Below are 26,392 nucleotides of genomic sequence, written 5' to 3' on the forward strand. Positions count from 1 at the left end.
AACTACTTTTTGGCTTTATGGAAATAGGTCTTCAGTACTCCGAATATTGCATAGTGTGAGAAATAGTAGCAGGCCTGAAAGAGATTAAGATGCTCAAACTCCCGGTACACTCTCCATTGATATTTAGCTGCGCGAAATTTATTTCCAGAAATAGAATCGTCACGTAACCTATATCTTGCTAGGGGTTGATTGATCCCGTAGGCATATGGAATTTCCTTGAGGATTTTCAGCCAAAGTGCAAAATCTTGCCTTCTGGAGATCACAGGCATGTAAGCCTTACCCAATTGAGCAGTATCATACATTGCGGTAAGGCAGCCAATGGAGCATGTTTTCAGGAGTTCCTCATGACTAACTTTAGCTGGGACTTTGTGAATACCCACCACATCATTTCCCCTGAATTTATGATACCCTGAAAATGTAAACGCATGGTTATTGTCCAGCATGAATTTCAATTGGACCTCAAGCTTATTTGGCTCCCAGAGATCATCACTATCCAAGAAAGCAATAAATCTTCCCTGAGCCATTTCAATTCCCTTGTTTCGGCTTAGCGCAGCTCCAAGATTATGGGGGTTTTCATACAGATGAATTCTGGGATCACGCTTTTCATATTTATTCAAAATATGAATTCCCTTATCTGAAGAATAGTCATCAATAAGTATCAATTCCCAATCTGTAAAGGTTTGATTCAAAACAGATTGAATCGTTTCCTCTATATGAGAATAGGCATTATGTACAGGTGTAATTATTGAAACGAGCATCAAAGATTTGAGATGGAATTAAAGCCTTTAATACTTTCTTTTACGGAGTGAATCACTGAAATGGATTTATTAGGTTTCAATAGTTGCTTTACCATAAACGCAACTCCTAGCCAAAGTTGTGGAGATTTTCCGTATAATCTACGAATCAAAGCACCTTTACTTCGGAAGTATTTATCATCTAAAATTTTCCCTGAGCTTTCTAAAGGATGTGAGACAATATATTCTGGTATGAAATAAATGTTGAGTCCTTTATTAAGTGCATCATTTAGAAAAATCATTTCCTCGCCACTTGGGTAGCTTGTTCCCAGGCCAAATCTTTCATCAAATTTAAGCCCAGCTTCTTTAAGTTTGGAAACCTTCACTACCATTTCTACCGAAGACACTTTGTAAATACTACTTCGATCATGCTTAAACGCATTATTAGCATAGTTCTTATACGGCTGACCTGAAGGGGTTAGTATTTTAAAAGTAAGAATATCTGCATCTGGAAACTTTGCAAACCCAGCTTTTATCTTGCTCTGCAGGTCATCAGTAAATACGACATCATCATCAGCAATCAACGCGATATCAGCAGTAGAATGCTCTATTGCACGATTTCTACTTTTCGAAAGCCCACGCTCATTGAAGGAAAAAAACTGAAAATCAGTACCAGACTCCCTATGTCCAGCAGCATTCTGAGAAATAACCAAGGCGGGAATATTCAAATCCCGGAATGAAGTTGGGTCTTCATTCATGGTAGAAATTAATATTTGAAAATCCATTTATATTTTGGTAGATAATAGGCCAAAGAGCTGGCCGCTATACCCAGAAACAGCAAAGTCGCAGGCAACCTGTGCCTCACAGCCCCAAGTAGGTGAAATTCAAAAAAGGCAGACATCGCTAGGTAAATACCAATGTAAAGGAACCAAATACCATAGTTTTTCCAGTGCCGCACAAATAATACACTTAGGAAAAGTATAGCCAAAAGATATAGTCCATCGGCAAAATACGCGATTTTAGTCCAAAATGGTATGAAGATAAGGACCGGAAAAGGCGCTAAGAGAAACTGGAAAAACAGGCCTGGAAAACCGAGTATCAGGTCAAACCAATTGCTCCAAAACACCTCTGGATAGGTCACACCACTTTCGAAGTATTCCAGACGCTGAAGATTTCTGAACAGTGCAAGACTCTTAGGAGTAATTGCGATATTCAAAATGGCTTTTGAAATCGCATTTAACCCAACAAAAACAACAGGAAATAAAATTACGGTGAGTGTAATCAGTGCTTTTCTACTCAATTTCAATTGACTCAAATAATTCAATCCTATGATAATGAAAAAATAAAGCAGTAACTGAACTCTGAGAATACCGGCAAGAACAATACCTAAGACTAGGAAAATATTCAAAGTACTCTTGCGTGAAAGCCCATAAAAGAACAATCCTAAGGCCAACACAAAGTAACTCTCACGCAATGGAGTGAAGGAATATACCACAATAGAAGGAGCTAGAGCAGCAAGTACCAAAAAGAAGCGCTGCACTAGAACATCCTTTAGTTCATAGGTGCGATTAAATGCACCGGCGAGAAAGATCAAACCCAATTGGAAGAAAAAGACATTGAATAAGAAATAGTTGAAAATTGACCTAAGCGAAAGATTATAAATCGGAATTGCCAGAAACTTATAGCCGATTTTCACGCCTATGGATTGATTATCGGGAGTTCTTCCAGTCTCCAGAATAGCCGTAAATAGTTTGGTGTCAGGAAAGAAGGGAATGAGTTTGATTTTGAAATCTATTAAGCCAATTGCCAAATAGAAAAGTAATAGCCCCAGAAAATATACATTGATAAACTTATTGTCTTTCAATAAAATGCTCTTTGCGAAAGCTGTCAACAAAAAATACAGCAGTATGAAATAGAACGGAAGAGTGATCAGGTCCCAGAATTCAATATTTTGATAATACGCTTTCAACTATTTAGCCTCTTTGATTGGGTGAACCTAAACTTCCGGTATAGTATGTAACTCAAATATTTTCTGAATCGATTTGGTACTGAAAGTATTTTATCAAAAATAGTCACCATAACAGCCAAATCGCCCTTCAGATAAGATTCCCCATTTTCTTCTGCATCCGTTTGAAACAATCGCTTCACTTCCTTTACATCTGCCAGGGTAAATACTTCTTCAAATCTGAAAAGTAGGTAAATAAAAAGCCCCTCCGACTTTATAAAATCTTGGGGCTTCAAAAATGATTTCAATTTCTTGGCGTAAAGGAATCCTTGATCTAAAATAAATCGTCGCTTTTCCAGACCAATTTTAGTGTGAAATGAGGACTTCCTATAATAGGATGAATATCCATGGGAAAAGTCAATTTTGAACTTTAAAATAGAACTACTTAATGCTCTAGCATGTAGCTCAACATCTTGGAACCTTTGCTGCGAAATGTCGAAACCTCCAATTTTTTCAAAAAAGCTTCTTTCCCAAAGCCCACTGCTGATATGCCAAGGAATCCAATACCCCAAAAACATATCTCTATAGTTAATTGGAGACAGATTTAAGTTTAAGCCACTGATAAATGGCGTGGCTTCTTTAATAGACTCTGTGAAATGAGCTGTGGAAAAAATTAAAAGATCTTCATCCCGCTTAGTGCTGTTTCTTATTTCAAGACAGTCGGTAGATAGGAGATCATCTGCATCTAAGAAAATTATATGTGTACCGGAGCATTCCTTAACCCCGTAATTTCTACATGAATTGGCGCCTTTGAGGAGATCAGCCGGTCTTTCCAAATAGCGAAAACGCTCGTCAGATTCACAAAATGAATTAATTATAGCTTTTGAGTTATCCGTGGACCCATCATCCACTATCATGCATTCCCATTCAGGAAAAGTTTGATATTGAACAGAAGATAGCGTCTCTTCAATATGATCCGCGTTGTTAAAACACGGAATGATGACTGATATTTTCAATTTAGGAATTTTCTCCTTGATGAATTAGAAAATATTCACGCGCATAAACAGCGAAAATCAAAATAAGACCAAACACAAAACCTAAAGCTATTGCAAATCCTAAATTCAGGTAAAGTTTTGGGGAACTTGGGCTGTTAGCTATATATGCAGGTTCTATAGATGAGAAAATTGGCTTTTGACTATTCAATTTGATTTTAGCCAATTCCAGTTCCTGAGCTATGGTTCGAAATAGCTCAAACTTCAGGTTATATTCTGCATTCAAATTTTGCTCTATGGCTTTCATACTTTCCAAATACAAACCTTGGTTTCTCTCTCTGAATGTAGCCAAAGCAGATTGAGCGTCTTTAAAGCCTTTTTCACTTTTCAAATACTGTGCATTCAAGTATTCTACCTGAGCTTCCTGTTTTTCCAACAAATATTTGGTTGCATATTCTATCAATAGGTTCTCCACCAAATGAGAAAATGCATAGGAAAGCTCTGCCTCTGGCATTTCAGTAGTAATCGTCAAAAGTCTTCCTTCCGAGTTTGCCAGGATACGCTTACCAATTTGTATAAGTGCATACTGCTCAAAAGGATCATATTGGATTCTTTTCTTTCCTATCTCCTCTTTTATCTGAGAATCATCTACTTTGAGGGGAGCGCTGTAAAGTGTTGATGGCCTTCTCAAAACCTTATAAATGCTGTTTTGAGGTCTTGTTTCCACCATATATTTGAAATAGGTAACTGAATCTTCGTATAGTTCCGATTTCAATTTGGAGTACATCAATTCCTCCAAAAAAGGCTTACTAGTCAAAATCAATGGGTACAATGAAGGATCTAGAGTTGCCAATTGGTTATCATTTCCACCTACAGAAATTCCTGCTGCCTGAGCCAAAGAACCAAGTCCACTTGGAGAGCTAGAATTCTGCGCCTCCACAAGCAAAACAGAAGTAGTGACGAAGGAAGGTGGTGTAGTTAAAAAATAAATAAATCCTATGATCATAAAAATGACAATTGTTACGATCACCAGATATAGCTTCATCCGAATGAGTTTGACCAGATTTACGATGGTAAAATCATGATTTTGAAGGATCTTAGTTGCTTTCTCTTTCATAAGGCAAACCCGCAATGTGCGAGAGTCATTTGATTTTGAAATGAAATGATAATCATACTCTTTCTGCTTTTTTAATCCCTAAATCCAACTTCAACATTTCTTTCATTCCTATAAACTCCACATACCAAGTTGCGAAAAACAATTTTATTTTTTCTAACACACTTAAATCAGAGTAAGTAAAAATAGAAACATGAGGTCTGATAAAATGTAAAGCGAAAAATACTTTTTGTTTAGGGGTGTAGGAATTATAAAACCTGGTGTACATCCCCCCTATTGTCCTTTTCTTTTTACGGATCAATTCAGCTATATTTTTTCTTGAAGGGTGGGAAACCACAACTTGCTCTCCGTAGGCCATTTTAAAACCGGAAGAAGTAGCTCTTTTGGTCCACTCAAAATCACCTCCTGATAGAAGGTTTTCGGAAAATGGTCCGATTTGGGTAAAGACTTCTCTTTTACAAAAAAGATTGGCAGTTACACTTTGCCCTTTTTCTTCAACGTTTCTTTTTTGATCGAATCCAAACTTCTTTTCATAAATGAAAGCCAAATCTGAGGCGTCTGAAGGCTTGAAAAACTCCATTCTTCCTCCGACCATATCGAATCCTTGAAGTAAAAGATTTAAACCATTTTCCAGCCAATTTGCCGCTGGAGCGCAATCAGAATCAGTAAATGCCAAAAAATCAGAAGCGGTTTCATTGATTCCTTTATTTCTTGCTGCATAAGAACCCGGTCTAGATTCAGTGATCAGCCTTGTGTTTGGAGGAAGTTCAAAACCCTGAGGCATTAAATCTGAAGGCTCATTATTGACTATCACAACTTCAAATTGAGAGTGGGAAAGAGTTTGATTTTGTAGATACTTCAAACACTCACTTAAGGTTTCCCAATCTTTGTACGTAGGAATAATGACAGAAATCTTTAAATCCATCTTTTTACTAAGTACAAGAATTAGTTTTTAGCTTCATACGGCTTTAACTCTACAGGGTACCCCAAAGGCAGTACTCCCATCTGCAATATTCTTTGTGACAACAGAACCTGCACCAATCTTACAATTTGCCCCCACATGAACGCCAGGAAGAATAACAGCACCTGCACCGATTTGCGTGAAATCACCTACGCTGGCATTACCTAAGACCAGCGCACCAGGTCCAATTTCCACAAATTCCCCAAGTGTCACTTCATGGTGGATTTTGGCTCCTACATTTACAAGAGTTCCCGATCCAATTTTCACTTCTGGCCCAATAAATGATTGATTTAAAGCATCATATGAACCAGATGAAGAAGCACTTATGATAGCGTTTTTAGATCTAATCGGGAAGTAGATCCCTCCTATTTCTTCAAGAGACTCCATTATTTTCTTTCTAATTCGAGAACTTCCTATTCCCAAACAAAATCGAAATGACCCAGGAACTTCACTTTTTAATTCCTCTTCGGTATGGAGAATGCGAATATTCCCCTTAAAAATTAATTTCGATAGGTCTTTATCTAAGCAAATGATGTCATGTTCCTTTAGCTCTGAGTCAAGAGAATTTAATTCATCATAAACCTCCAAAGCATGTCCACCGGCCCCAGCAATAACCATTATCATCTTCAGCTATTTGAAAAATTAAAATTCAACATAATTGATCTATTACCATTTCCAAATCAACTGGATCTACAACTTCCTTCTTTCCGATGTGAGCACGAATCGAAGACAATAAATGCTCAGCATTACATTCTATCCCACCTATTGCTTTTTGCTCATCTATCAGATGCTGATAAGTGACTTCCCCTATTTCTTCAAGTATTATACTGAATGTACCTAAGTCGGCAGCTTCGGAAATACAGCCTGAAAACTTTGATACATGAAGATCAACTTCTTTCAATAATAGAGGCAAGGGAGTTTCATTTGCTAAATCCCACAAATCCTGATCGAAAATTTCCATAGACTCTAATTTCGCAATCAAGCCCTCCTTAGAAGCTGCGTCAATCCTAGGGTGCAGACGAATCAACCATGCAAACTCATCCTTTGTTTGAAGTATAGTTTCAATGATATAATCATCAATAATAGGACTCAAAGGCTGAAGTGTAAACAATATGGTGGGCACGTTACCTTTCAACTCATTGCTAGTATTATTCAGAAAATTATGCCAAGGATTTCCACCAATTGTAGTTTGAAAAGTAGAGTAATTAAAGTTTTCCTTTAATTGTTCTTCAGACTTATGATCCCACAACCAGAACACAGAAGGAAGAATAGAATAATCCTCTTTAAATCCAGAATAAGCTGCGTGCAACACACCTTGAGTACCATGTTGTATATCTATACATTCAATCCCTCGGTTTCTAGCAGCGATCAATAAACCAAAACATGGGATATTGTAATAGGATAAAAGGAAAACCTTTCGAGGTTTAGTTTGATCTAAAACCCAATCAAAACTAGCCTTCCAAATGAGAACCTTTTTTAAAGTATCCTTGATTTCTTTGGTTATGGAGAAAGTTGAATTTGAAAGCTTGCTTTCCAAAAAAGATATAAATCCCTCGAACCCGACCCATTTGGAATAATCTATGTCTTCAATAGTAACTCTACTTTCAAAATAACGAAAAATCAATTGAATATTTGTCCCTCTGTTTTTGTATGTTTTGCCCTGAATCTCGTGCCCATATTCCAAAGAGAGGAATCTCTTATTTTTTCCAGCTAAACTGTCCCCAATAGGATCAAAAAATTTATTAAAGGATTCACCGTTAAAATTTTCCCTGAAATTAACACCACTAAAAAACAAGTAATCCGTCGAAGTCAATTTCACTTCTTTCAACCAAGTTTTTGATCTAATTCTTTTAGCTTTTCGAATGAAAGAATTAACCAATTCAGAACGATTGATATTTTGCTTTTGATATCCTTTATCTCCCCAAAACACCCTTAAAAAAAGGCTGGTTTTAAGTATTGGCCAAACTTTAACTCCTCCAACTATCCAATTCTCAGTAGGATATGTAGCCTCGAGACTATCAAAAAAACTAATGATTTCCTGTCTCTCTTTAAAATTCACTAAGCAAACCTTTTTTTGAATAAGAGTCCCAGTAAAATGGATACAGCTAGAACAGATAGAGAAATAACTACTTTCACCTGTATAGAAAAATCAACGATAAAATAAGCTCCGACTGTAAGTGCTATGGTCAAAAACAACCATAAAAATGGATGGTAGTTAACGGGATTTACTGCCTTGATCGAAGGAATAAAGAAACCTATATAGCCCATAAATAATAAGGATATAAAGGTGGTATAGGCAGCCACTTCGAACCCATAGATTGGGATAAAAATGGAATTAAGAACGACATTAATAATTCCTGCTAAAAAGGTGACTTTCCAAATGATATTAGTTTTTTCTACAAAGAACAGCTTATTGCTAGAGCCCATATACATAGGTCGGTAATTATATCCCATGACGATAATAATCCCCAAGGAATACATTTGATCTAATCCCGGACTCTTGAGTAAAAATGAAAAAAGCTCCTTCAGCCAAATACTAACCAAAAAAGTCAACACGAAAAAGGCGAATTGCAACCCGAAAACTAAATTTCTAGCGACTATATCTTTACCCTCCTTGAATTTTTGAGTCATCATAGGGCCTAGCGCAAATCCAGCAGCCATACCTAATTGCTGAAATATATTTCCAACCGTATAAGCAGCATTATATTTACCTATGTTATTTACTCCTACTCCCAGCACATCCATCACCAATTTGTCTGAAGAATTCAGTAAATAGCTTGAGTAATAGTGAGGTACGGTAGGCAGACTAACTTTAAGCGATTGCTTGATAAGTCTCCATTTGAAATTGAAAATTGGCTTTAATCCAAATTTAAAATTAACGGGATAGTAATAAGAGGCATTAGACAGAACAGTAGCGATCAGGCTTGCCCAAAACCAGCCCATATAGCCTAATTTCAAGTAAGAAATAAAATAGAGGTTTAGAAAAACAGTTAAAATCCCGAATAGAGCAGTCCTCAAGCCTATTTGCAAGGGTTTTTGTTTTAGCTGGAAATAGGTTGAACCAATGATCCCAACTGGACCAAATATCACCAGAGGCGCTACGTTAATGAGCGTAATCAGCCAACGGTTTTCATGCGCTTCCTCAGGAACTATCCAATAAATCAGCAAGCCTAAAATGAGCGCATAAACTAAATTCCAAAGCGTCAGGAAGCCGTAAATTTGCCTCCAGGCCCACTTAAATTGATTTGGTGACTTGTAGAATGTATTTACTAAAATCACTCTAAGCCCCAGAAATGCCAAGACGGCAATACTACTTGTATAAGCTGTAAGTATGCCCGCTACCCCAAAATCAACCTCAGTTAAATCTTTGGTAATAACAGGTAAGATGAAAAGCTGGGCAACTTTAGGGATCTGGGGAGCAAAACCGTAAATAACCGTATGGCTAAATAACTTTTTGAACATATTAAAAATGTGAGCTACTTAAGAAAACCAGCACTTAATGAAATCTCCCCTCTTTCTTAAGTTTGAAGTAATGTTCTTTGTCCCTTTCCTTAAACACTTTTGCAGGATTTCCACCGGCAATAGCGCAGGAAGGAATATCACTAACTACCACAGCTCCTGCTTGAATAATCGCTCCCTCGCCAATAGTGACCCCTGCTAAAACAATGACATTATTCCCTAGCCAGACATTATCTTCTATAGTCACATCCTTAATGATATATGTATTATCGTAAGGAATTCTTGTTCCTTCATAATTATGGTACTTCGACAGAATCATACAGGATTTCCCTGAATGAAAGTTATCTCCAATCTTTACTATTCCCCCTTTTGGAATTTCAATTCCATTAAAATGACAATTGGTTCCTAAGAAAACATTTTCATTAAAAACACATTTAAAATTAACCTTCAAATCCTCACCATAGCCACCTAGTACTTTTTTGGCTTGCTGAGTGTGATAATTGATTCTTCTATTTTTTTGATAAACTCTGTAATGGTGGCGTATGAATTTGAAGATATTCATGAATCAAATGTTTTGAGCATCAGGTCTCTGACTCAAGAGTATTTCTGCAAGGGAAAAATCAATCAAATCATCGATATCAATGGAATTTCTTTTATCCATCAGGTATTTGGTCATATTCAGCTTTTGATAGCCTTTTTCTCTAAACCTAGCTGCATTAATCACATAGATAGCACCGTTCAATTCATAGACGATTGGGCATTCTTGCCTTCTTGTAAAAACACCATTTTTCACTTTGCATAAGACTCCTTTTTTATCTTCTTCAAATAAGACGTAGTAGGGATTGGAATCTGTTTCTTTTACCGAAACGATTAACTCTGAATCTTCTTTAATCAAAGTTAGAGCCTCTTGAATATGTGTTCCTGTTCTCAAGGGAGAAGTAGGCTGAAGAACTACAACAAAATCATAGCTAATTCCTCTATCCCTATAAAAATCCAATGCATGCATAATAACTTGCTCATTGGTTGCAAAATCAGAAGAAATTTCTGCTGGCCTCAAAAAAGGTATTTCCACACCAAAACTTTCAGCAACTTCTGCAATTTCTTCAGAATCAGTAGAAACGCAGATATCAATGGAATCAGCCACTTCCTTTGCAGCCTTAATGGTATAACCAATAAGTGGTATTCCTGCTATTTCCTTAATATTTTTCTTAGGGATCCCTTTTGATCCGCCTCTTGCTGGTATTAAATAAAGAATTTTCATCAATAGCTACTTGAGTACATTAAACTTGGATAGCCTCCTTTTCATCTAAAAATTCAGAAATAGTCCGACAGATATATTCCAACTCTCCCTCCATAAGATTAACCGAAGACGGTAAGCTCACTCCTCTTCTAGAAATAGATTCAGAAACCATCAATTCTTTTGAATCCCCATAAGCTTGATATGGAGGCATTTCATGCAAAGGATAAAATATTGGACGTGTTTCAATGGATTTATTGGTCATGTAATCCATGAATTCATCCCGGTCAAAAGGAGCATTGTCCCGAATTAAGAAAGTATAGAGCCAATAGGAATTAAAGTTTAACTCTTCGCTCTGGGGTATTTCAAAATATGGACTCTTTGATAAAACAGCATTATAAGAATCTGCTGCAACTCTTTTTCGGTCCACAAAAGTCGCTAATCTTTCAAATTGGGCCACTCCAATAGCGGCTTGAAGATTTGTGAGTCGGTAATTATACCCGACTACATCATGCCAATACCTTCTCGTTTTATTCATCCCATGATCTCGCAGTACGGTGGCCAATTCAAATACAGATTGATCTTTAAAAAGAACCATTCCTCCTTCACCAGTAGTTATTGTCTTGTTTCCAAAAAAACTAAATGTAGCTGCATCTCCAAAACTACCAACAGGTTGCCCCTGGTATTTTGATCCTAGTGCTTCAGCACAATCTTCAATAACTTTAAGATTAAATTCATTCGCCAACTCCATCAATTTATTCATATCGCAGGGTTGGCCATATAAATGCACCGGCATGATTGCTTTTGTTCTCTTGGTGATAGCTCTACGAACCAATTCTGGATTCAAATTCCACGATTTTGGATCAACATCCACCAGTACAGGTGTTGCTCCAGTATAAATAATCGCATTTATGGAAGCTGCAAAAGTTAAATCAGGTACAATTACCTCATCACCAACTCCTATACCGAGAGCCTCCATTGCCAAGTGCAATGCTACGGTTCCATTACTTACTGCTACAGAATGATATCCACGATGATAATTTGAAAAAATAGATTCAAACTCCCTGACATACTTACCTTGGGAAGAAATCCAATTTGTTTTTATGCAATCTGAAACGTAGGCTAATTCATTACCTTCTAATTGAGGAGAAGCTATAGGAATCTTTCTTAGCCTATTTCTTGTGGCATAATCTACTATCGTTCCTTCATTATTAAGAAGTGGAACAATTTTAATCTTATCATTGAGGGACTCTAAAATTGCTTGGTTGGAAGCCCCCACAGGTAATGAAATGAAATTTCTATTCATAATGACGGAAATTTCCTCCTCTAAAGAAATATCCTTTAATAAGGATCTCCTTATGTCTCCATCCGTAATTATTCCCACTAGTTTGGATTCGTTGTTCACAATAAACAACACCCCAGTCCCCACTTTATCCAATGATTTAAGTGCCGACCTAAGCGAATTATTCTCCGCGATTATTAACTCCTTAATTTCCAAAATTTTGTAATAATGAAATTTGTTCGTTTATCTCCTCCAGTGACTGTTTTTTCACCTCAAGTACATGAACCAGTGAATTAAAATGACTCATATGTTTCAAGAACCAGTAGTTTTTTCCCAGCGGCTGATTGTCATCTATTTCACCATTGTTATCACTGTGGTGAATAGCTTTTATAGTATTCCTGATCTTGTCTAATTCATCTTCAAGATCCAATTGAAGCGTGTTGCTTGTGACTTTTAAATGGGCTGTATCCAAGAGTAAACCAATTCTGGGATGATTAATTTCCTTGAAAAACTCATTTATTCCACCCGAATCGCAACAAAGCAGTGGATTCACTCCATTATAATTGAAAGGTGCCAGGACATTGTTTTCTATCAGAAAATCAATTCCTAGTTGATCGGCATATTCCAAAATTTCCAACACAGACTCTCTGAACAACTTTTTGTGTAAAGCATCATCGAAATCTTGTGAAAATGCAATCTTCCTTCCCAATTCTTCAGGGTTTGGGTCAATACAAAAACCTGCGTGAGCTGCAAAAAACGGAGATGCACTAATGCTAGAAAGCCGTAAGCCATTTTTGCAATGCTCAATTGATTTCTTCCTTATTTGCTCATCCTTACTGCCCAAGTTTAGGACAAAAGGCGTTTCTGGCGCAGGAAAATAGTTATGTGGCATTTTACTCAACTTTGCATTCAAGTAAATCTCCTCCATATTTTGCATAAAAGGCATACCGGAGCTGAATTCCAGATTGATCTGATTTTCTATGCAAATTCGAACCATTTTATCAACCGGCTGTCCTAAAAACGCCAAGGAGCTAACAAAGTAATTTTTATGCATTTCTAACCCTTAGATAAGACTTCTCTAAATCCTTCAGCACATCAAAACCCTGGCACATAGTTCCATTTAATACAGTCAAGTTATATCTATCATGAGTGAGTTGCAGCTTCTTAAAATCAGAATTCTGAGCAAATTCTAAGAAATAATTTAGAAAGGTAGAACCAAAACCTTCCCTCCTCATTTGATCAGTGACTGCGATGCTTGACCATAACGTACCATGCTGAAGGTCATAATATTCGTAGGCGATTTCTTTGGCTTCCCTGGATATAACTAAGGTTGTTGATAGATAGTTATTAATGATATTCCCAGGTTTTGGATAAAAGATCTAAGACGTTTTAAACAAACATTTCCTAACTCTTTAAGAGTAAATTCCATTACCAGCTTATGCAATCAAAATCCAGTACCTCATCCGCTTTCATTTGCTTGGATACTGGTTTTCCAATAAGCCTATCAAGCATATTTATTGGAATCCCTTTCAAAGGTCTTTTAAAACCAATCAATTCTGGAGTCAGAACGGTTCCTTCCTCCACATCCTGTAAGACAACAAGCCCCCTTTTCATGCCTTTGCTATTCTCTATTTCCACCGCAGATGGTTTTTTTACCTTGCTACCTAGTGCAGATTCAATATTCCTGATTCCGTCCACCATATCTTTAAATTCCATTGGAGTGAGGGAGCAACTATGATCTGGACCTTCCATTGCTTTATCAATAGTAAGGTGTTTTTCTATCACTTTGGCACCAAGTGCAACTGCAGCATAACAAGCGAAATTATTGGCTACATGGTCTGAATATCCGACTTCAACATCACAGGCTTCTTTTATACCATTCATAGCCAAAATGTTGGCATCCTCAATTCTTGATGGGTAGTTGGTGGTACATTGCAGGACGGTTAGCTTATTATTTCCAACACCTCTGATGGCTTCAACTGCCTCAAAAACATCCCCTATCGTTCCCATGCCAGTAGAAAGGTAGATTTGCTTATTTTTACTTGCTACGTACTTCAAGAAAGGAATTTCAGTCAATTGACCAGATGCTATTTTATATGAATTCACTCCTAACTCCTCCAAAAAATCAACATCCTCCTTATTGTATGGAGTTGACATAAAATCAATCGCTAACTTTTTGCAATAATTAACCAAATCCAGGTAACCAGAAAAATCCATTTCAAGCTTTTTCAACATGTCAAACTGGCTTTCTTGTTTGTCAGTAACTTCTAATTGGTATTTTGCTTTTGGAGATGTTTTTGTTACAATTTGCTCCGCTTTGAAGGTCTGAAACTTTACACAATCAGCTCCAGCTTCTTTTGCTTTTTGAATTAATTCCTTAGCAATTTGAATATCACCATTATGATTTACTCCTGCCTCTGCGATTATATATGTCTTTTGCAACATGGTAACTTCAATATTTAATATATAGGCTTAATCAAAAGTATACCTCCATGGGTCCCATGGAGGTAGAATAACTTTACTTTGAACCGATTCCGAAAGATTCAAAGCCTAAGGTCTTCAGGTATTTCTTATCATAGATATTTCTACCGTCGAAAATCACTTTATTTTTCAATAACCTTCCCACTACATCCCAACTTGGAATTCTGAATTCAGACCATTCGGTAACCAATAGAAGTGCATCTGCATCCACCAAAGCTTCATAAGCATCTTTGCAATAAGTCACTTTATCGAAGATGTAATGTTCCTTAGCTTCTTCCATAGCCACTGGATCGTATGCTTTCACAGTTGCACCTGCAGCTCTCAACTCATCGATAATTACTCCAGCTGGAGCTTCACGCATATCGTCTGTATTTGGCTTGAAACTCAAGCCCCACATGGCGAAAGTCATCCCTGATAGGTCCTCCCCGAAGTATTCCTTTACTTTCTTGGAGAGCACATATTTCTGATCGTCATTCACATCTTCCACAGCCTGAAGAACTCTCAGGTCATAGCCATACTGTTTGGCTGTTTTGATGATAGCTTTTACGTCCTTTGGAAAGCAAGATCCACCATATCCTACACCTGGGTAGATGAATTTATTGCCGATTCTCGGATCTGAGCCAATACCTTTTCTCACCATGTTTGCATCAGCACCAACTAACTCACACAGGTTGGCGACATCATTCATAAAAGATATTTTGGTAGCAAGCATGGCATTTGCAGCATATTTGGTCATCTCTGCAGATGGTATATCCATGTAGATGATACGCTCTCCACTTAATTGGAATGGCTTATAAAGACGCTTCATGATCTCCTCAGCACGTTCGTCATCTACTCCGATCACGATTCTATCCGGCTTGAGGAAATCTTCCACCGCTGCTCCTTCTTTCAAGAATTCAGGGTTGGATGCTACTGCAAACGGTAAATCAGAACCTCTTTTTTCCAAAGCTCCAGTTATCGCTGCACGAACTTTTTCTCCTGTCGTAACTGGAACAGTACTCTTGGTGGCAACAACTATGTAATCGGTCATTTTTGTACCGATCTCATCAGCCACAGCCAATACATATTTCAGGTCGGCAGATCCATCCTCACCTGGAGGTGTTCCTACAGCTATAAAAGCTACAGATGCTCCTTGAATGGCTTCTCCCAAATCAGTACTGAACTTAAGTCTTCCACTTTTGAAATTTCTGACAACAACCTCTTCTAAACCTGGCTCATAAATTGGCATTATGCCATTTTTGAGGTTGTCTATTTTTTTTTGATCGATGTCTACGCAGGTCACTTCAATACCCACATCTGCAAAACATGCTCCTGATACCAAGCCTACATAGCCTGTACCTACAACTGCAATTTTCATGTATTAATGATTTTTATTTTTTAAGGAAGTAAACGATCTATTAGGATACCGAGCGTGGCTAAACTTGAGGCTAAGCCAATCCATCCTGCAGCATTTAATCTCTGTCTCACTGGTTTTCTAGGTACTACAATTTCTGCTCCTGGTTCAATTTTAGGATAGGACTTTATTCCAAGGAAGCTGCGTGTACTTTGTGCATCACCATTTGCATATACTACATATGTTTTAGCTCTTCTGGAATCTTCCGTAAAGCCACCAGCTTTGGAAATGTATTTTTTGAGACTACTGCCAGACATAAATCTAGTGGTGGTAGGTAGTAGTACTTCTCCTACCATCCTTACAGTTTGAAGCTCTTTTGGTATATGGATAATATCTCCTTCCAGTAAGATTAAGTCTTCCTCGGAACCTGGATGTTGCAAAATGTACTGCAAGTCAATCCCTACAAAATCCTGCTCTTTCATACGCATTGAAATAAGAGTGGAATCTTGCCTTAAGGAATCAAAGGCAGGAGATATAGCGAAGAGTTTACGTCTCTGTTCTTCCTGCTGCAATTTCAATTTCTCTAGTTCGTTTTGGGCTATTTTTGCGTCTATTCTTTCAAAAAGAAGCTCCTCAGCTTCATTTCCTTCTCTATTTGTTTCAGGATCTAGATTAGCCCGGATATTCAAAAGGGCTTTTTCTCTTAATTCTTCTTCTGTAGGTCCTTTGTAATAAACAGTTCTTCTGATCAAACTTGCGCCCTTTGGATATGCATATTGATTAATGCCTCCAGCTCTTTTGATCACATCTGAGATTCGCTCATTTGCTCCTGCTATCGCAAATTCACCCGGATACATCACTTCTCCTTGAATAGTTACCAACTGTTCTCTTTCGAACCCGGGGCTTCTTCGAATAAAAACATGATCGAATGGTTGAAGAGGCTGGTTTCTTTCTTCCTCTGTCAATTCCAAATTGGGATCGATGGAAAGTGTTTTTATCTCGGCTATTTTACCTGAATTAGCATCTCTTACTCTTCTGGCAATTTCTATTTGTGAATTGGTCGCGGATTCCAGCATACCGCCAGATCTTAAAATTAAGTCTCCCACAGTCATATCGGACGCAAAAGGATAAGTACCAGGGTAATTAATTTCTCCAGATATTTTCACATAATATTCTTCCTGAATATCATACCTACTAGGCACAAACAAAAGGTCTTCGTTTTTCAAAGGAACATCAGGCGATGCTCCACTCAAAATCCCTTTAAGATCCAATGGTTGGGCTGCCAAAGTCAAATCTGCACTCGTTCTGTATAATGTTGCTCTATTGGAAAATGCTTCTGGTTTAAGACCTTGGGCTTTTTCTATTAATCCTTTGACAGTTAGACCACCTTCATCCAATGAATACTCTCCTGGCCGAGTGACTGATCCGGTTACCTGTACTCTATTCGAAAATCTTTCTAATGCCTCTCCGATTAATATTTCATCCCCATCCTTTAAGGAAAATGTCCCAAATTCACTCGATGGAACATCTACCACCTTTCGCTGATTATTTTCAATTCGTCTGACTGTAACTCTATCACGGTATGCCAAGCTAGTCATTCCGCCAGTGTAGATAAATAAGTCTTCTAAAGATTCACTTGGCTTCACTTCAAAAAGTCCTTCTCTTCTCACAGGACCTATTATTTCTACTCTAGTCTCAACTGCAGGAACTAAAACCACATCATTATCTTGAAGGGTAATGTTTGAGTTTTGATCTCCTTTGGATAAAAACTCATAAATATCTACTGTCGCGACTAATCTACTGTCCCTGTAAACTTGAACTTTTCTAAAGGCTCCATTCTCATTTGGACCGCCAGCAGCATAAAGCCCATTAAAGACTGTAGCAAATGAAGGCAGGGTATATGTTCCTGGTTTCGTTAACTCTCCAACCATTGAAACTTTAATTGATCGGATATTCCCCAATCTTACCTGAATAAACGTATTTGGGTTTGAGCCATTTAACCCGGAATATATTCTACCTAGCGCTGTTTTGATCCGAACACTCGCTGCTTCTATACTAGATCCGCCTACTTGCACAGGGCCAATATTTGGAATAAATATCCTTCCTTCTGGAGAAACACTTAAATCAAACGATTGCTGAGAAGCGCCATAAACGTCAATTAACAATTGATCTCCAGGTCCAATCACGTAAGATTGGGGGGTTGGGATATTAAGGCTTGGACTGAAATTAAGATCTCTATTGTGAAAGAGTTTATAGCCGAAAATCTTCTTCTGTTTTAAACTTAAATCATAATAAGGATCCGATCTACGAATCGAATCGAACATATCAGTTTCCTGAAACCCATTGACTGATCTACTATCAGACGTATTTTGACCTGTACCTGGTGAGCTCACGGCCATTTGCAGTGCGCTGATCCTCTGGCTTAGTTTAGCTGCTTCCGATGCCGGCATTCCTCTTTCTCTTGCCAAGGCAGTCAACTGATTTGTAGAGAGTCCGCTTGATTCTGCCCTTTTAATCAATTGTTCTATCTGCGCATCTGACAAATTATCGACTTTGAGGTTTTGGATATCAGAGAGGCTCTGACTCTGGGCGGCCCATGCCACCAATAAAAAAATCACCAGTAAAAGGTATTTTTTAGAATTAATCAACCAAGTATATTTTTTCAATTCAATAGTTTTCGTGTTGGACTCAATTTTCACTTCCTAAGCAACTGCTAATTTCTGATTTTTAATCGATTCTCAAACAATAATACAAAGCTTCGCCCTTTCAGTCACAAATGTGCCTATCCTCAAGTACATATATAAAACCTGAGCTAGCTAAGCTCCTACCTCCTTATCGAACAAAACCAAGCCTGTAGAGACCATCCTATCAGCTAGCAAGGTCAATACCACTTTCCGATCTATCATCTCTTCTATCTTATTTGATAGATTTAATATGTAACTCTCATTCAAATTATCTCCTGTGACCACTACGTCTATTTTTCCTGAATCGATACCTTTGGAAAGGTCGCCGACAAGAATAACTTGACTCACCTCCCCCATTCGCTCCAGTATTTGCTCGAGCAACTTGTCCAAGCCTAGATATTTCCGTATGATATCTTGTATGTTAGAGAAAAAGGGATGAGTCACATTTGCCTTGTATGCAATTTTATTTTTATCTGATTCCTTTACTAAAAACCCTGCTTGTGTAAGGTTATTCAATTCTTTGCGGATTGCATTGGTTGACTCACCAAACTCATCCGCCAAACCTCGCAAATGACTTTGTGTTTTGGAGTTAACAAAAAACTTAACAAGTAACCTCAATCTTGTCTTTGAGGTAATTAAGGATTCAAGCATAAAAATTCACTTCAATAGTGAGTAACAAAGGTACTCATTCGATTGAAATGGAAAAACAAAAAGCTGGTTTTTGAAAGAAGGCTAAGAACTTTTAACTAAATTCTTTGTACAGTTGCTATGCCCCATAGATATTATCTGGCTTCCTTTTGAAAAGTTTTCGGAATAAACTACCTGTCCATGCACTAAAAGCACCCAGCAAAAATCCTAGTACACCTGTGATTGCCAATAGTGGCATTTCTGAGCCAAACCCCATTAGTTCACCCATTTTGTCAGGTAGGGAACTCCCCGAAAATGTGCTGATATAGATACTTTGACTTAGCCATGCTAAGCCCATTCCAAAGCCCCCTGCGAAAAAAGCTTCAGCTCCTTTGTTACCACTTAAGGCAGCAAAAATTGCTATCAAAATCATAACAGACCAGTAAGGCAAAAAGGGATTAAATAGAATGACAAGTACAGCCGTGAGAAAAGCGAATAGTAGAAATTTCATGTGTTTATAATTTGTCTTTTAATTGCCACCCTGAATAGTCGGGGCAGGCTATGGAATCCCGCTTAGTTTAAAATCATCCCAGTGAGTGTCGCTTGCGAGATGGCTGTCTGTTGGCAGGCTCGCTTTCAGCGCACTTAGTTTAATCTAGTTTTGAATAACATACCTTCTACTTGATCAGCTGTTCGGAGATCGAAGTTCAGGTATTCACCATTTGCCCAAATTGGGATGAAATTGCCATAGAATTTACTTCCAGGATTTCCAGATTGACCACCTGGATAAATTCCAAATGCTTTGATCTCAGGCCCTAATTCCACTACCATTCTCCAGCTTGCTCCGGATCTCCCGCTTGTGGCATTCAAAATTCCGGCTCCCCCTCCCGTGTAGAAATTCTCCTCAGAAAATGAATTAAATTGGGGAACAATATGCTGAATTTTGGTCCGCTTATAGTTAGCCCACGAGAAATCCCCCTCTTCAGATTCCCATTTTTTCATAGCTTCTAGCAATCCGTAAAAGCCAAGCTTAACGTGGGTTGCTACAGTCTCTATTTCGGAGGTTTTCTTCAGATCAAACACTTCTCCGCTAGGCTCATTTTTCATAAAAAGTACCGTTTGATAGTAATTGGGAAGCACAACAGGTGCTAAATTTTCGGACAATTCCTTCCAAATCTGACTGTACAATTCTCTCCACCAAATATAAAATAAGGTTGGTGCATTTTGATTTGGATCAGCATAAAAATCCCATTGCTTCAAAATAGAGATATATTTTTTTGCCTCAGCATCATTTTCAAAATCGCTTCCAATCAACTCCAACATAATCGGTAAGGCTTCGGAAGCATGCAGGTAATAATCGTCAAACTGTAGCCCTTGCATATCCTCCACTGTAATATTGCTCATCTCAGATAGTTTATTATTGAGTCTGCGATTTCGATAAAACTCGTAGCTATTGTCAAAAACATAGTATGGATATGTAGAGTCCGTAGGGTGCTGGTTGGCTGAACTAACGAATCCGCGTTCAGGATTTAACGTACTTGCATTGTGCTCATTTGGAATATATCCCTGCCATTCCATTCTAGGGTCAGCCCCATCCATAAAGAATTTTCCTTGCCCTTTCCATTTCAATGGGAATTTACCCTGAATTCTCATGGCTATATCACCACTTTTGGAAGCAAAGACAAAGTTCTGAGCTGGTGCTGTGTAATTATCCAAAGCTGCATTATAGTCCTCATGGTCCCTACCAGTATTCAACTTTAAGAACGTCTTTTGCTCATTAGATCCTTCATGCACATTCCATTTTAAGGCAAAATTGACATCTTGACGGTTTGAATTAAAGGTTTCATCGTACACCACAGGTCCATAGTGGGTGTACACCACCGTATCCTTAAAAGTAGGCTCACCTTTTACTTTAATTTCCTCAATTCTAAAAGTTGTCTGCTCCCACTTTTCGCCGTAGCGGTAGGCTTTTCTAGATTTATCCTGAAAAGTAATTTTATACCAATCACGTGTATCCCGAGTGGCATTGGTAACACCCCAAGCAATATTTTCATTAAACCCTGAAATCACACCTAACGCTCCGGGAAGTGTAGCTCCTTTGACTGAGTGATTTGGTGTGGTGAGTTGCATGGAGTACCAAAGTGAGGGCAGGTTCAAGCTCAAGTGCGGATCATTGGCCAAAATTGGATTCCCGTTTTTCGTTTTCGACCCGGAAACAGCCCAGTTATTGGAGCCTGTCCCATCGGCTGGTTGTGGTAAGGGATCTATGACTAGCTGATCATCAGGGTAATTAATACTATCTGGTCGAGTGACTTCCAGAGGTTTGAAATCCCACTTATGTCCTGCTTCAATGATGGGTTCTACGCCAATTGGATATTCTGGATATAATTTATCCAACATCACATCACCTAGAATTTTTCTCAAATTCGAATACTCCAGATCCCGATCACCAACCAGCATATCGGTCATGTATTTCAGTAAAAGAATGGACTTAAATGCCGACCAGGGTTCTGGTCTGTAGTTTAAGATTTTATATTCTATCGGTAATTGTGCATCCTCAAGCTGATTGATATACTGATTTACTCCGTCAGCATAAGCTTCTAACAAGGCATAGGTCTCAGGGTCGGTTTCTTGGGCGAATTTTATACCTTTTTCCGCTCCATACGCCAAGCCTTTTCGTCTAGTCATTCTATCAAGATCCAAAGCTAATGGGCCTACTATTTCGGAGATTCTGCCGGCAGCAGCCATGGTCTGGAATTCCATTTGCCAAAGTCTGTGCTTTGCAGTAATGTAACCTTGAGCTCTATATAGGTCAGCTTCATTATTGGCAAAAATGTGTGGAATCAGATTCTCATCGTAAATCACCTGCACCTCACTGCTTAGATTATCGAGTCGCAGTTCATCTTGGGCCAATTCATCTTCAGAAATTGAATTTTGCCAAAACCCATGATTTGGATCAAGCAAAGGAGCTAAAGGAGGAATCGCTCCAAATGGTGTGGAAACAGCTACTCCAAGTGCGATTGTCAATGCTAAAACCACAAAAAAGCCTATGTACTTCATCTAATGATATCTATGTGAGGTGACGAATTTACCCTAAACCTAATATTAAAACACATATCCATTTACCCTTTTGATATTTACCTAACAAAAAAGCCCTCAATTCAATATTGAGGGCTTTTCTATGGATTGAAATTCCTTAATTAATTGTAATTGGCAGCTTAAGTTTTTCCCAGCGAATAACAATTCCTGGGTTTTCTATTTCCATGGAAAGTGACTCTTCGATTGAGTCTTCCCAGACAGGATTAACTTCAACTCTGAGTACGTCATTCTTTTCATCATATTGAAAATGTCCATGTTCTAGATCCCAATCCGAATTAAAAATAACTGTCCAAGGTCCGGTTTCTTTTGGAATAGTGAATAATGAATATTTACCTGCAGCTAGCTTTTTGCCCTCTACAGTCATGTCTTCAGCTAAGTCAACATAGGACGCTTCATTTGCTCCTGTTCTCCAAACTACATTATACGGCACCAAATCACCCCATAATTCCCTGCCTTTCACAGCTGGAGAACCATACTGTACTTTGAATGCCTTTCCGGCAATTTGACCTTCTTTCACCATCAAGGGACTAGGTCTGGCGTCTTCTGCTGTAGCAGCTTCCATGGCCTCTTCAGCTACTTCTGACTCTGAAGATTCAGTTGTCTTTGGTTCACTACACGAAGCAAAAACTATCGCTATAAATGCAGCCGCTAAGATAGGTTGGTACGTTTTCATTTGTTTATTTTTTGTTTTGAATATCGGGAGAAATCTCGTTTGGAAAATCACCATTTATGGGCGTAGCGACCTTCATCATGCGCGATTTCATTGTGGGTAATTTTCTATCGAAATAACTAATATTTGGGAAAGCAGCAAAATTCAAGCCTCTCTTTCATCAATTGCGTAACATTCATTTGCGGGAGAATCAAATACTCTACCTTTACAAATTAGTTAGATAATTCCTGAGAATCAATTTTCATTTGGATCGAAGATTGTGAATAAGGTTAAAACACCAATCACTTGAGTAGGATCATGATTTATTGCTTACTTTATTGCGAGTTTAATTTCAATTCATGAAAGTCATCACCTGGCTAATTTTTGCCGTTACTTTAGTATTATTTGCCAGCGTATTTATCTCTCCGGAGTATTTCAAATACGTTGGTCTTTTGCCGTTCTTCATTCCTGTTTTTTTACTTCTGAATCTATTTCTGGTAGTAATACTCATTTTGTCATGGAGAAAACTAGCTTTTTTGCCTCTACTAGCTCTAATTCTTGGTTATAAATTTTTCCTAGCCACTTTCCAGATTCACCCAAAAAACGAGCGTATTGATGGACTAAAAGTGCTCACTTACAATGCCCACATGTTTTACTATAAATCCAAAAGTGAGGGGACTGCAGATGCAAATGTTTTCACCTGGCTTCAGGATCAAGAGGCTGATGTAAAGGTATTTCAGGAGTTTTATCAGGATAATACCACTCCTTCCCGAGATGCGGTAAAAATTCTTGGCAAGAACTCTAATTATAAAGTTTCCTATCATATCACTGACGGAAACCCAACTAAGAGGTCTAACGGATTGGCTATTTTCTCAAAATACCCAATCATCAATGATGGAAAAGTCTTTGATGCCCAAGGGACAAACGGGGCTATTTTCGCAGATATTATGGTAAATAGTGACACAGTCCGTATTTACAATGCACATCTGGAATCTATGCGAATCGACTCGGATGGCTTGGAAAATATAGAAGGAGTCAAGGAAAACTACAGACAAACCTTAGGAAAGCTGCACCGTGGCAGTTTGGCGCGGAGCAAGCAGCTTAAAGTACTATTGGAGCATATGGATAATAGTCCTCACCCATTGATCTTGATGGGTGATTTAAATGAAATACCTTACTCCTATACCTATTTTAAGTTGAGCGAAAATTACGAGAATGCCTTCGAAAAGGCTGGGACAGGATTTGGATTCACTTATAACCGTATACTTTTCTTTCTTAGAATTGATCATATTTTTTCGAGCCCCTCGCTTCAAGCTGTTCAATTCAAAACTCACAGAGAGGTAGACTATTCCGATCATTACCCTGTCACAGCCACATATTCATGGGATAGCTTTGAGTGATCATGTAACTCTTAGGTCTTATTGAATTTTTTCTCCCACATTTTCTTCAAGGGTAAAAGCAAAAGTGGTAGAAGTAATAAATCGGCCAAAAGTGCAAATATCATCGAAGCAGAAATCAACAAACCTGTAAAGTGTGTTACGCCAAACTGGCTGAAAATCAGCAAACCAAATCCAGCTGTCAAAACTAGAGTAGTCAAAACCAGTGCCTTTCCAGCTTCTAAATAGGTGCGCTTCAACGCATAAATCAGATTTTTGCCCAAGCTAAGCTCATGCTTTAGCCTGCTCATAAAATGTATGCTGTCATCCACAGCAATCCCAAAAGCAACCGTAAAAAGTATGGCTGTCGTCAATTTAAATTCAATACCCAACAAATACATTAACCCAAGCATACAGATAAGCGGAATTAAATTGGGAATCAATAGAAGGAATGATATTCGCCAGGATCGAAACAAAAAACCGACAATTACCCCAACCAAGAGGAAAGCAACACCAAGGCCTTTGCCCATTTGCGTAGTCACTGACTTATGGCCTTTATCAATCAAATAAGCTGTGCCCGTCCACCGAACTTTTAGTAATTCCGGATCAATTTCCTTTTCAACAAATTCAATTAACTCACCTCGAAGTTCAGTAATTTTTAGCGACCCAAGATCTGGAGCCCGGGAACTAATTCTTCCCGATTTCCTGTCCTCGCTAATTACTTGACTTCCACTTGATTCTAAAGCTTTGTCAAGCCATCGATTCATTCGCTGACGTTGTCCGACAGTTGGCAGAACAAATGCTTTTGGATCCCCTTGATTCTGCGCCTGATTGATAGATTTGATCAGTGTTAAGGGCGAAATGGTCTTACCTACTCCAAATAGCTCATGAATTTTAGAATCAACTTTTTCTATTTCTTTTAAAACCTGTAAGTCCAATAAAGAATTTGTATTTCCACCAGTTGTAATGAAAATCTCGAAAGGATTCGAACCTCCATATTGCTCATCGAAGTATTCAAAATCCTTTTGAATAGGGTGATCCACAGGTAAGTTGTCAAGTAGATATCCGTTTATCTTTACTTTTGAACCAAGAAAAATGCATAGGAATGTAATTGCTAAAAATGATAAACAGATCCATTTTCGCTGCTTCAGTTGCCAAGAGAATAAGCTGTGCAAAACACTTGGTTTTTCGACCTTTGAAACTGAATAAGTATTGGGAATGGGGATCAGAAAAAGCAACCCAGGCGAAATGGATATTACTGAGAAAAATATGACTAGAACTCCCAGCCCAGTAGTCCAGCCAAAATCCTGAAGTGCTGGAATTGAGGTGAAATAAAGAGAAATAAACCCTAATGAGGTGGTTAATACTGTCAACCAAACAGGTATCAATAATTCCTTGTAAACTTCAGTAATAGCTAGTTGCTTATTTGCTCCAGTCTTAAGTTTTTTAGTTAAATGAGTGAAAAAATGAATCAACGCACTTAATCCAACAATCATAAAAATAGTTGGCTGCATCACAGACATGACGTCTAAGGGTTTTCCTAAATAAAGCAGCAAACCAAAAGCCCACGCAACTCCAATAATCAGTACCAAAAGAGGTATAACTACGCCCCACCAAGAACGAAAAATAATAATTAGTAAGAATAACATCAGTAAAATCGAGCAGCCAAAAAATAACCCGAACTCGTTCTGCATTAGCTTGATAAAGTCCCCTTGCATCTGGATTTTACCGGCTATGGCGTGCGGTTCAATGTTAAACTGAATAAACAGGCCTTTGATTGAAGCATACAGCTCATCTCCATTAGCCTTGGATATATTTTGTTCATTCTTAATCAATAAGAGAAGTGAATTTCCATCCTTAGAGATCAATTGAGAACGATATTGCTCCAAGTTCGATGAAGCCATCTCCAATGATTTTTCATCAGACCAATCCAGAACTTTTCGATAGGTCAATCCAAAAACACCGATTACTGGCTGCTTTAAATTAAGAATAGAAATGACCGTATCCACTTTCTCCAATTTTTGAATTTCGGATTGAATGGTATTGGCCTTTTCCAGAAAGTCCGGATTAAATAGCTCACCATCGGAGTTACTAAAGGCTATCAGCAGGTAATCATTATCATTTTCAAATTGACTTTTAAAGTTTTCATAGAAATCTAAATCTTCGTCATTCTGCGGAAAAAATGTCTCAAAATCATAATTGAATTGAGGTGTGGGGTGAAAAACTATAAGTAATACGCTGAGTATAACAGCTAGAGCGAGAAAAGAATAAGCGGTAGATTTTTGGAACATTTACTAATGATAACAGGCTTTGAAAGCAATTTGCCATATCAAGTATAACAAGTTTGACGCTGCTTTGTGTTAATTCAATTCCATTTATTATCTGAACTGATTAACTTGCCGAAACTTGAAAATCCAAA

22 protein-coding genes are annotated in these 26,392 nt (G+C 38.1%); 1 reads left to right on the forward strand and 21 read right to left on the reverse strand.

Going from position 1 to position 26,392, the window contains the following annotated elements; translation table 11 throughout:
- Positions 1-2 precede the first annotated feature (2 nt).
- The 20 genes from ACPUEN_RS07775 to ACPUEN_RS07870 form a co-directional block, all read right to left on the reverse strand.
- Entirely contained in the window at positions 3-758 is a 756-nt protein-coding gene (locus ACPUEN_RS07775) for a glycosyltransferase family 2 protein (protein WP_111611877.1), read from the reverse strand.
- On the reverse strand, positions 758-1,519 hold the full coding sequence (locus ACPUEN_RS07780; protein WP_425639525.1) for a glycosyltransferase family 2 protein: 762 nt from the start codon (positions 1,517-1,519) through the stop codon (positions 758-760). Before ACPUEN_RS07780 ends, ACPUEN_RS07775 begins: the two co-directional genes overlap by 1 nt.
- Positions 1,501-2,703, reverse strand: a complete 1,203-nt coding sequence (locus ACPUEN_RS07785) for a hypothetical protein (protein WP_425639526.1) — start codon at positions 2,701-2,703, stop codon at positions 1,501-1,503. Before ACPUEN_RS07785 ends, ACPUEN_RS07780 begins: the two co-directional genes overlap by 19 nt.
- Positions 2,700-3,695 (reverse strand): glycosyltransferase family 2 protein, encoded by a 996-nt coding sequence (locus ACPUEN_RS07790; RefSeq protein WP_425639527.1) that lies wholly within the window; start codon positions 3,693-3,695, stop codon positions 2,700-2,702. The genes ACPUEN_RS07785 and ACPUEN_RS07790 overlap by 4 nt, the downstream gene beginning before the upstream one ends.
- A 1-nt stretch (position 3,696) precedes the next feature.
- The gene (locus tag ACPUEN_RS07795; protein WP_425639528.1) at positions 3,697-4,788 is read right to left on the reverse strand and encodes a Wzz/FepE/Etk N-terminal domain-containing protein; all 1,092 of its coding nucleotides are present in this window, start codon (positions 4,786-4,788) and stop codon (positions 3,697-3,699) included.
- Between the two features lie 52 nt (positions 4,789-4,840).
- The gene (locus tag ACPUEN_RS07800; RefSeq protein ID WP_425639529.1) at positions 4,841-5,710 is read right to left on the reverse strand and encodes a glycosyltransferase; all 870 of its coding nucleotides are present in this window, start codon (positions 5,708-5,710) and stop codon (positions 4,841-4,843) included.
- A gap of 33 nt (positions 5,711-5,743) precedes the next feature.
- Positions 5,744-6,370: an acetyltransferase gene (locus ACPUEN_RS07805; RefSeq protein ID WP_425639530.1), complete on the reverse strand. Its 627-nt coding sequence runs from the start codon at positions 6,368-6,370 to the stop codon at positions 5,744-5,746.
- Positions 6,371-6,395: 25 nt separating this feature from the next.
- Positions 6,396-7,805: a hypothetical protein gene (locus tag ACPUEN_RS07810; protein WP_425639531.1), complete on the reverse strand. Its 1,410-nt coding sequence runs from the start codon at positions 7,803-7,805 to the stop codon at positions 6,396-6,398.
- Positions 7,805-9,208 carry a lipopolysaccharide biosynthesis protein gene (locus ACPUEN_RS07815; protein WP_425639532.1) on the reverse strand — a complete coding sequence of 468 codons (1,404 nt, stop codon included), beginning with the start codon at positions 9,206-9,208 and terminating at the stop codon, positions 7,805-7,807. Before ACPUEN_RS07815 ends, ACPUEN_RS07810 begins: the two co-directional genes overlap by 1 nt.
- 34 nt (positions 9,209-9,242) lie before the next feature.
- Positions 9,243-9,767 (reverse strand): acyltransferase, encoded by a 525-nt coding sequence (locus tag ACPUEN_RS07820; protein WP_425639533.1) that lies wholly within the window; start codon positions 9,765-9,767, stop codon positions 9,243-9,245.
- Between the two features lie 3 nt (positions 9,768-9,770).
- Complete coding sequence (locus tag ACPUEN_RS07825) at positions 9,771-10,466, reverse strand: cytidylyltransferase domain-containing protein (RefSeq protein ID WP_425639534.1); 696 nt, start codon at positions 10,464-10,466, stop codon at positions 9,771-9,773.
- A gap of 19 nt (positions 10,467-10,485) precedes the next feature.
- A complete protein-coding gene (locus ACPUEN_RS07830) occupies positions 10,486-11,940 on the reverse strand; it encodes an aminotransferase class I/II-fold pyridoxal phosphate-dependent enzyme (RefSeq protein ID WP_425639535.1) in 1,455 nt (484 codons plus the stop codon).
- Positions 11,930-12,778 (reverse strand): sugar phosphate isomerase/epimerase family protein, encoded by an 849-nt coding sequence (locus tag ACPUEN_RS07835; protein ID WP_425639536.1) that lies wholly within the window; start codon positions 12,776-12,778, stop codon positions 11,930-11,932. Before ACPUEN_RS07835 ends, ACPUEN_RS07830 begins: the two co-directional genes overlap by 11 nt.
- Before the next feature lie 374 nt (positions 12,779-13,152).
- The gene (neuB, locus tag ACPUEN_RS07840) at positions 13,153-14,169 is read right to left on the reverse strand and encodes an N-acetylneuraminate synthase (protein ID WP_425639537.1); all 1,017 of its coding nucleotides are present in this window, start codon (positions 14,167-14,169) and stop codon (positions 13,153-13,155) included.
- A 73-nt stretch (positions 14,170-14,242) separates the two neighbouring features.
- Positions 14,243-15,562, reverse strand: a complete 1,320-nt coding sequence (locus ACPUEN_RS07845) for a UDP-glucose dehydrogenase family protein (RefSeq protein ID WP_425639538.1) — start codon at positions 15,560-15,562, stop codon at positions 14,243-14,245.
- 20 nt (positions 15,563-15,582) lie between these two features.
- Entirely contained in the window at positions 15,583-18,183 is a 2,601-nt protein-coding gene (locus ACPUEN_RS07850; RefSeq protein WP_425640165.1) for an SLBB domain-containing protein, read from the reverse strand.
- A 171-nt stretch (positions 18,184-18,354) separates the two neighbouring features.
- On the reverse strand, positions 18,355-18,873 hold the full coding sequence (locus ACPUEN_RS07855; protein WP_425639539.1) for an ArsR family transcriptional regulator: 519 nt from the start codon (positions 18,871-18,873) through the stop codon (positions 18,355-18,357).
- A gap of 115 nt (positions 18,874-18,988) precedes the next feature.
- Positions 18,989-19,360: a hypothetical protein gene (locus ACPUEN_RS07860; protein WP_425639540.1), complete on the reverse strand. Its 372-nt coding sequence runs from the start codon at positions 19,358-19,360 to the stop codon at positions 18,989-18,991.
- Between the two features lie 134 nt (positions 19,361-19,494).
- A complete protein-coding gene (locus tag ACPUEN_RS07865) occupies positions 19,495-21,909 on the reverse strand; it encodes a penicillin acylase family protein (RefSeq protein ID WP_425639541.1) in 2,415 nt (804 codons plus the stop codon).
- Positions 21,910-22,045: 136 nt separating this feature from the next.
- On the reverse strand, positions 22,046-22,621 hold the full coding sequence (locus ACPUEN_RS07870; RefSeq protein ID WP_425639542.1) for a DUF2911 domain-containing protein: 576 nt from the start codon (positions 22,619-22,621) through the stop codon (positions 22,046-22,048).
- A 335-nt stretch (positions 22,622-22,956) separates the two neighbouring features.
- On the opposite strand from ACPUEN_RS07870, the gene ACPUEN_RS07875 reads away from it, so the two are divergent.
- Complete coding sequence (locus ACPUEN_RS07875; protein ID WP_425639543.1) at positions 22,957-23,997, forward strand: endonuclease/exonuclease/phosphatase family protein; 1,041 nt, start codon at positions 22,957-22,959, stop codon at positions 23,995-23,997.
- 11 nt (positions 23,998-24,008) lie between these two features.
- Here the strand turns inward: ACPUEN_RS07875 and ACPUEN_RS07880 are convergent, their stop codons facing one another.
- Positions 24,009-26,264 (reverse strand): efflux RND transporter permease subunit, encoded by a 2,256-nt coding sequence (locus ACPUEN_RS07880; protein WP_425639544.1) that lies wholly within the window; start codon positions 26,262-26,264, stop codon positions 24,009-24,011.
- Between the last annotated feature and the right edge of the window lie 128 nt (positions 26,265-26,392).

Origin of the sequence: Algoriphagus yeomjeoni, from assembly GCF_049821175.1 — a bacterium.
In the GTDB taxonomy this organism is placed as follows: domain Bacteria; phylum Bacteroidota; class Bacteroidia; order Cytophagales; family Cyclobacteriaceae; genus Algoriphagus; species Algoriphagus yeomjeoni_A.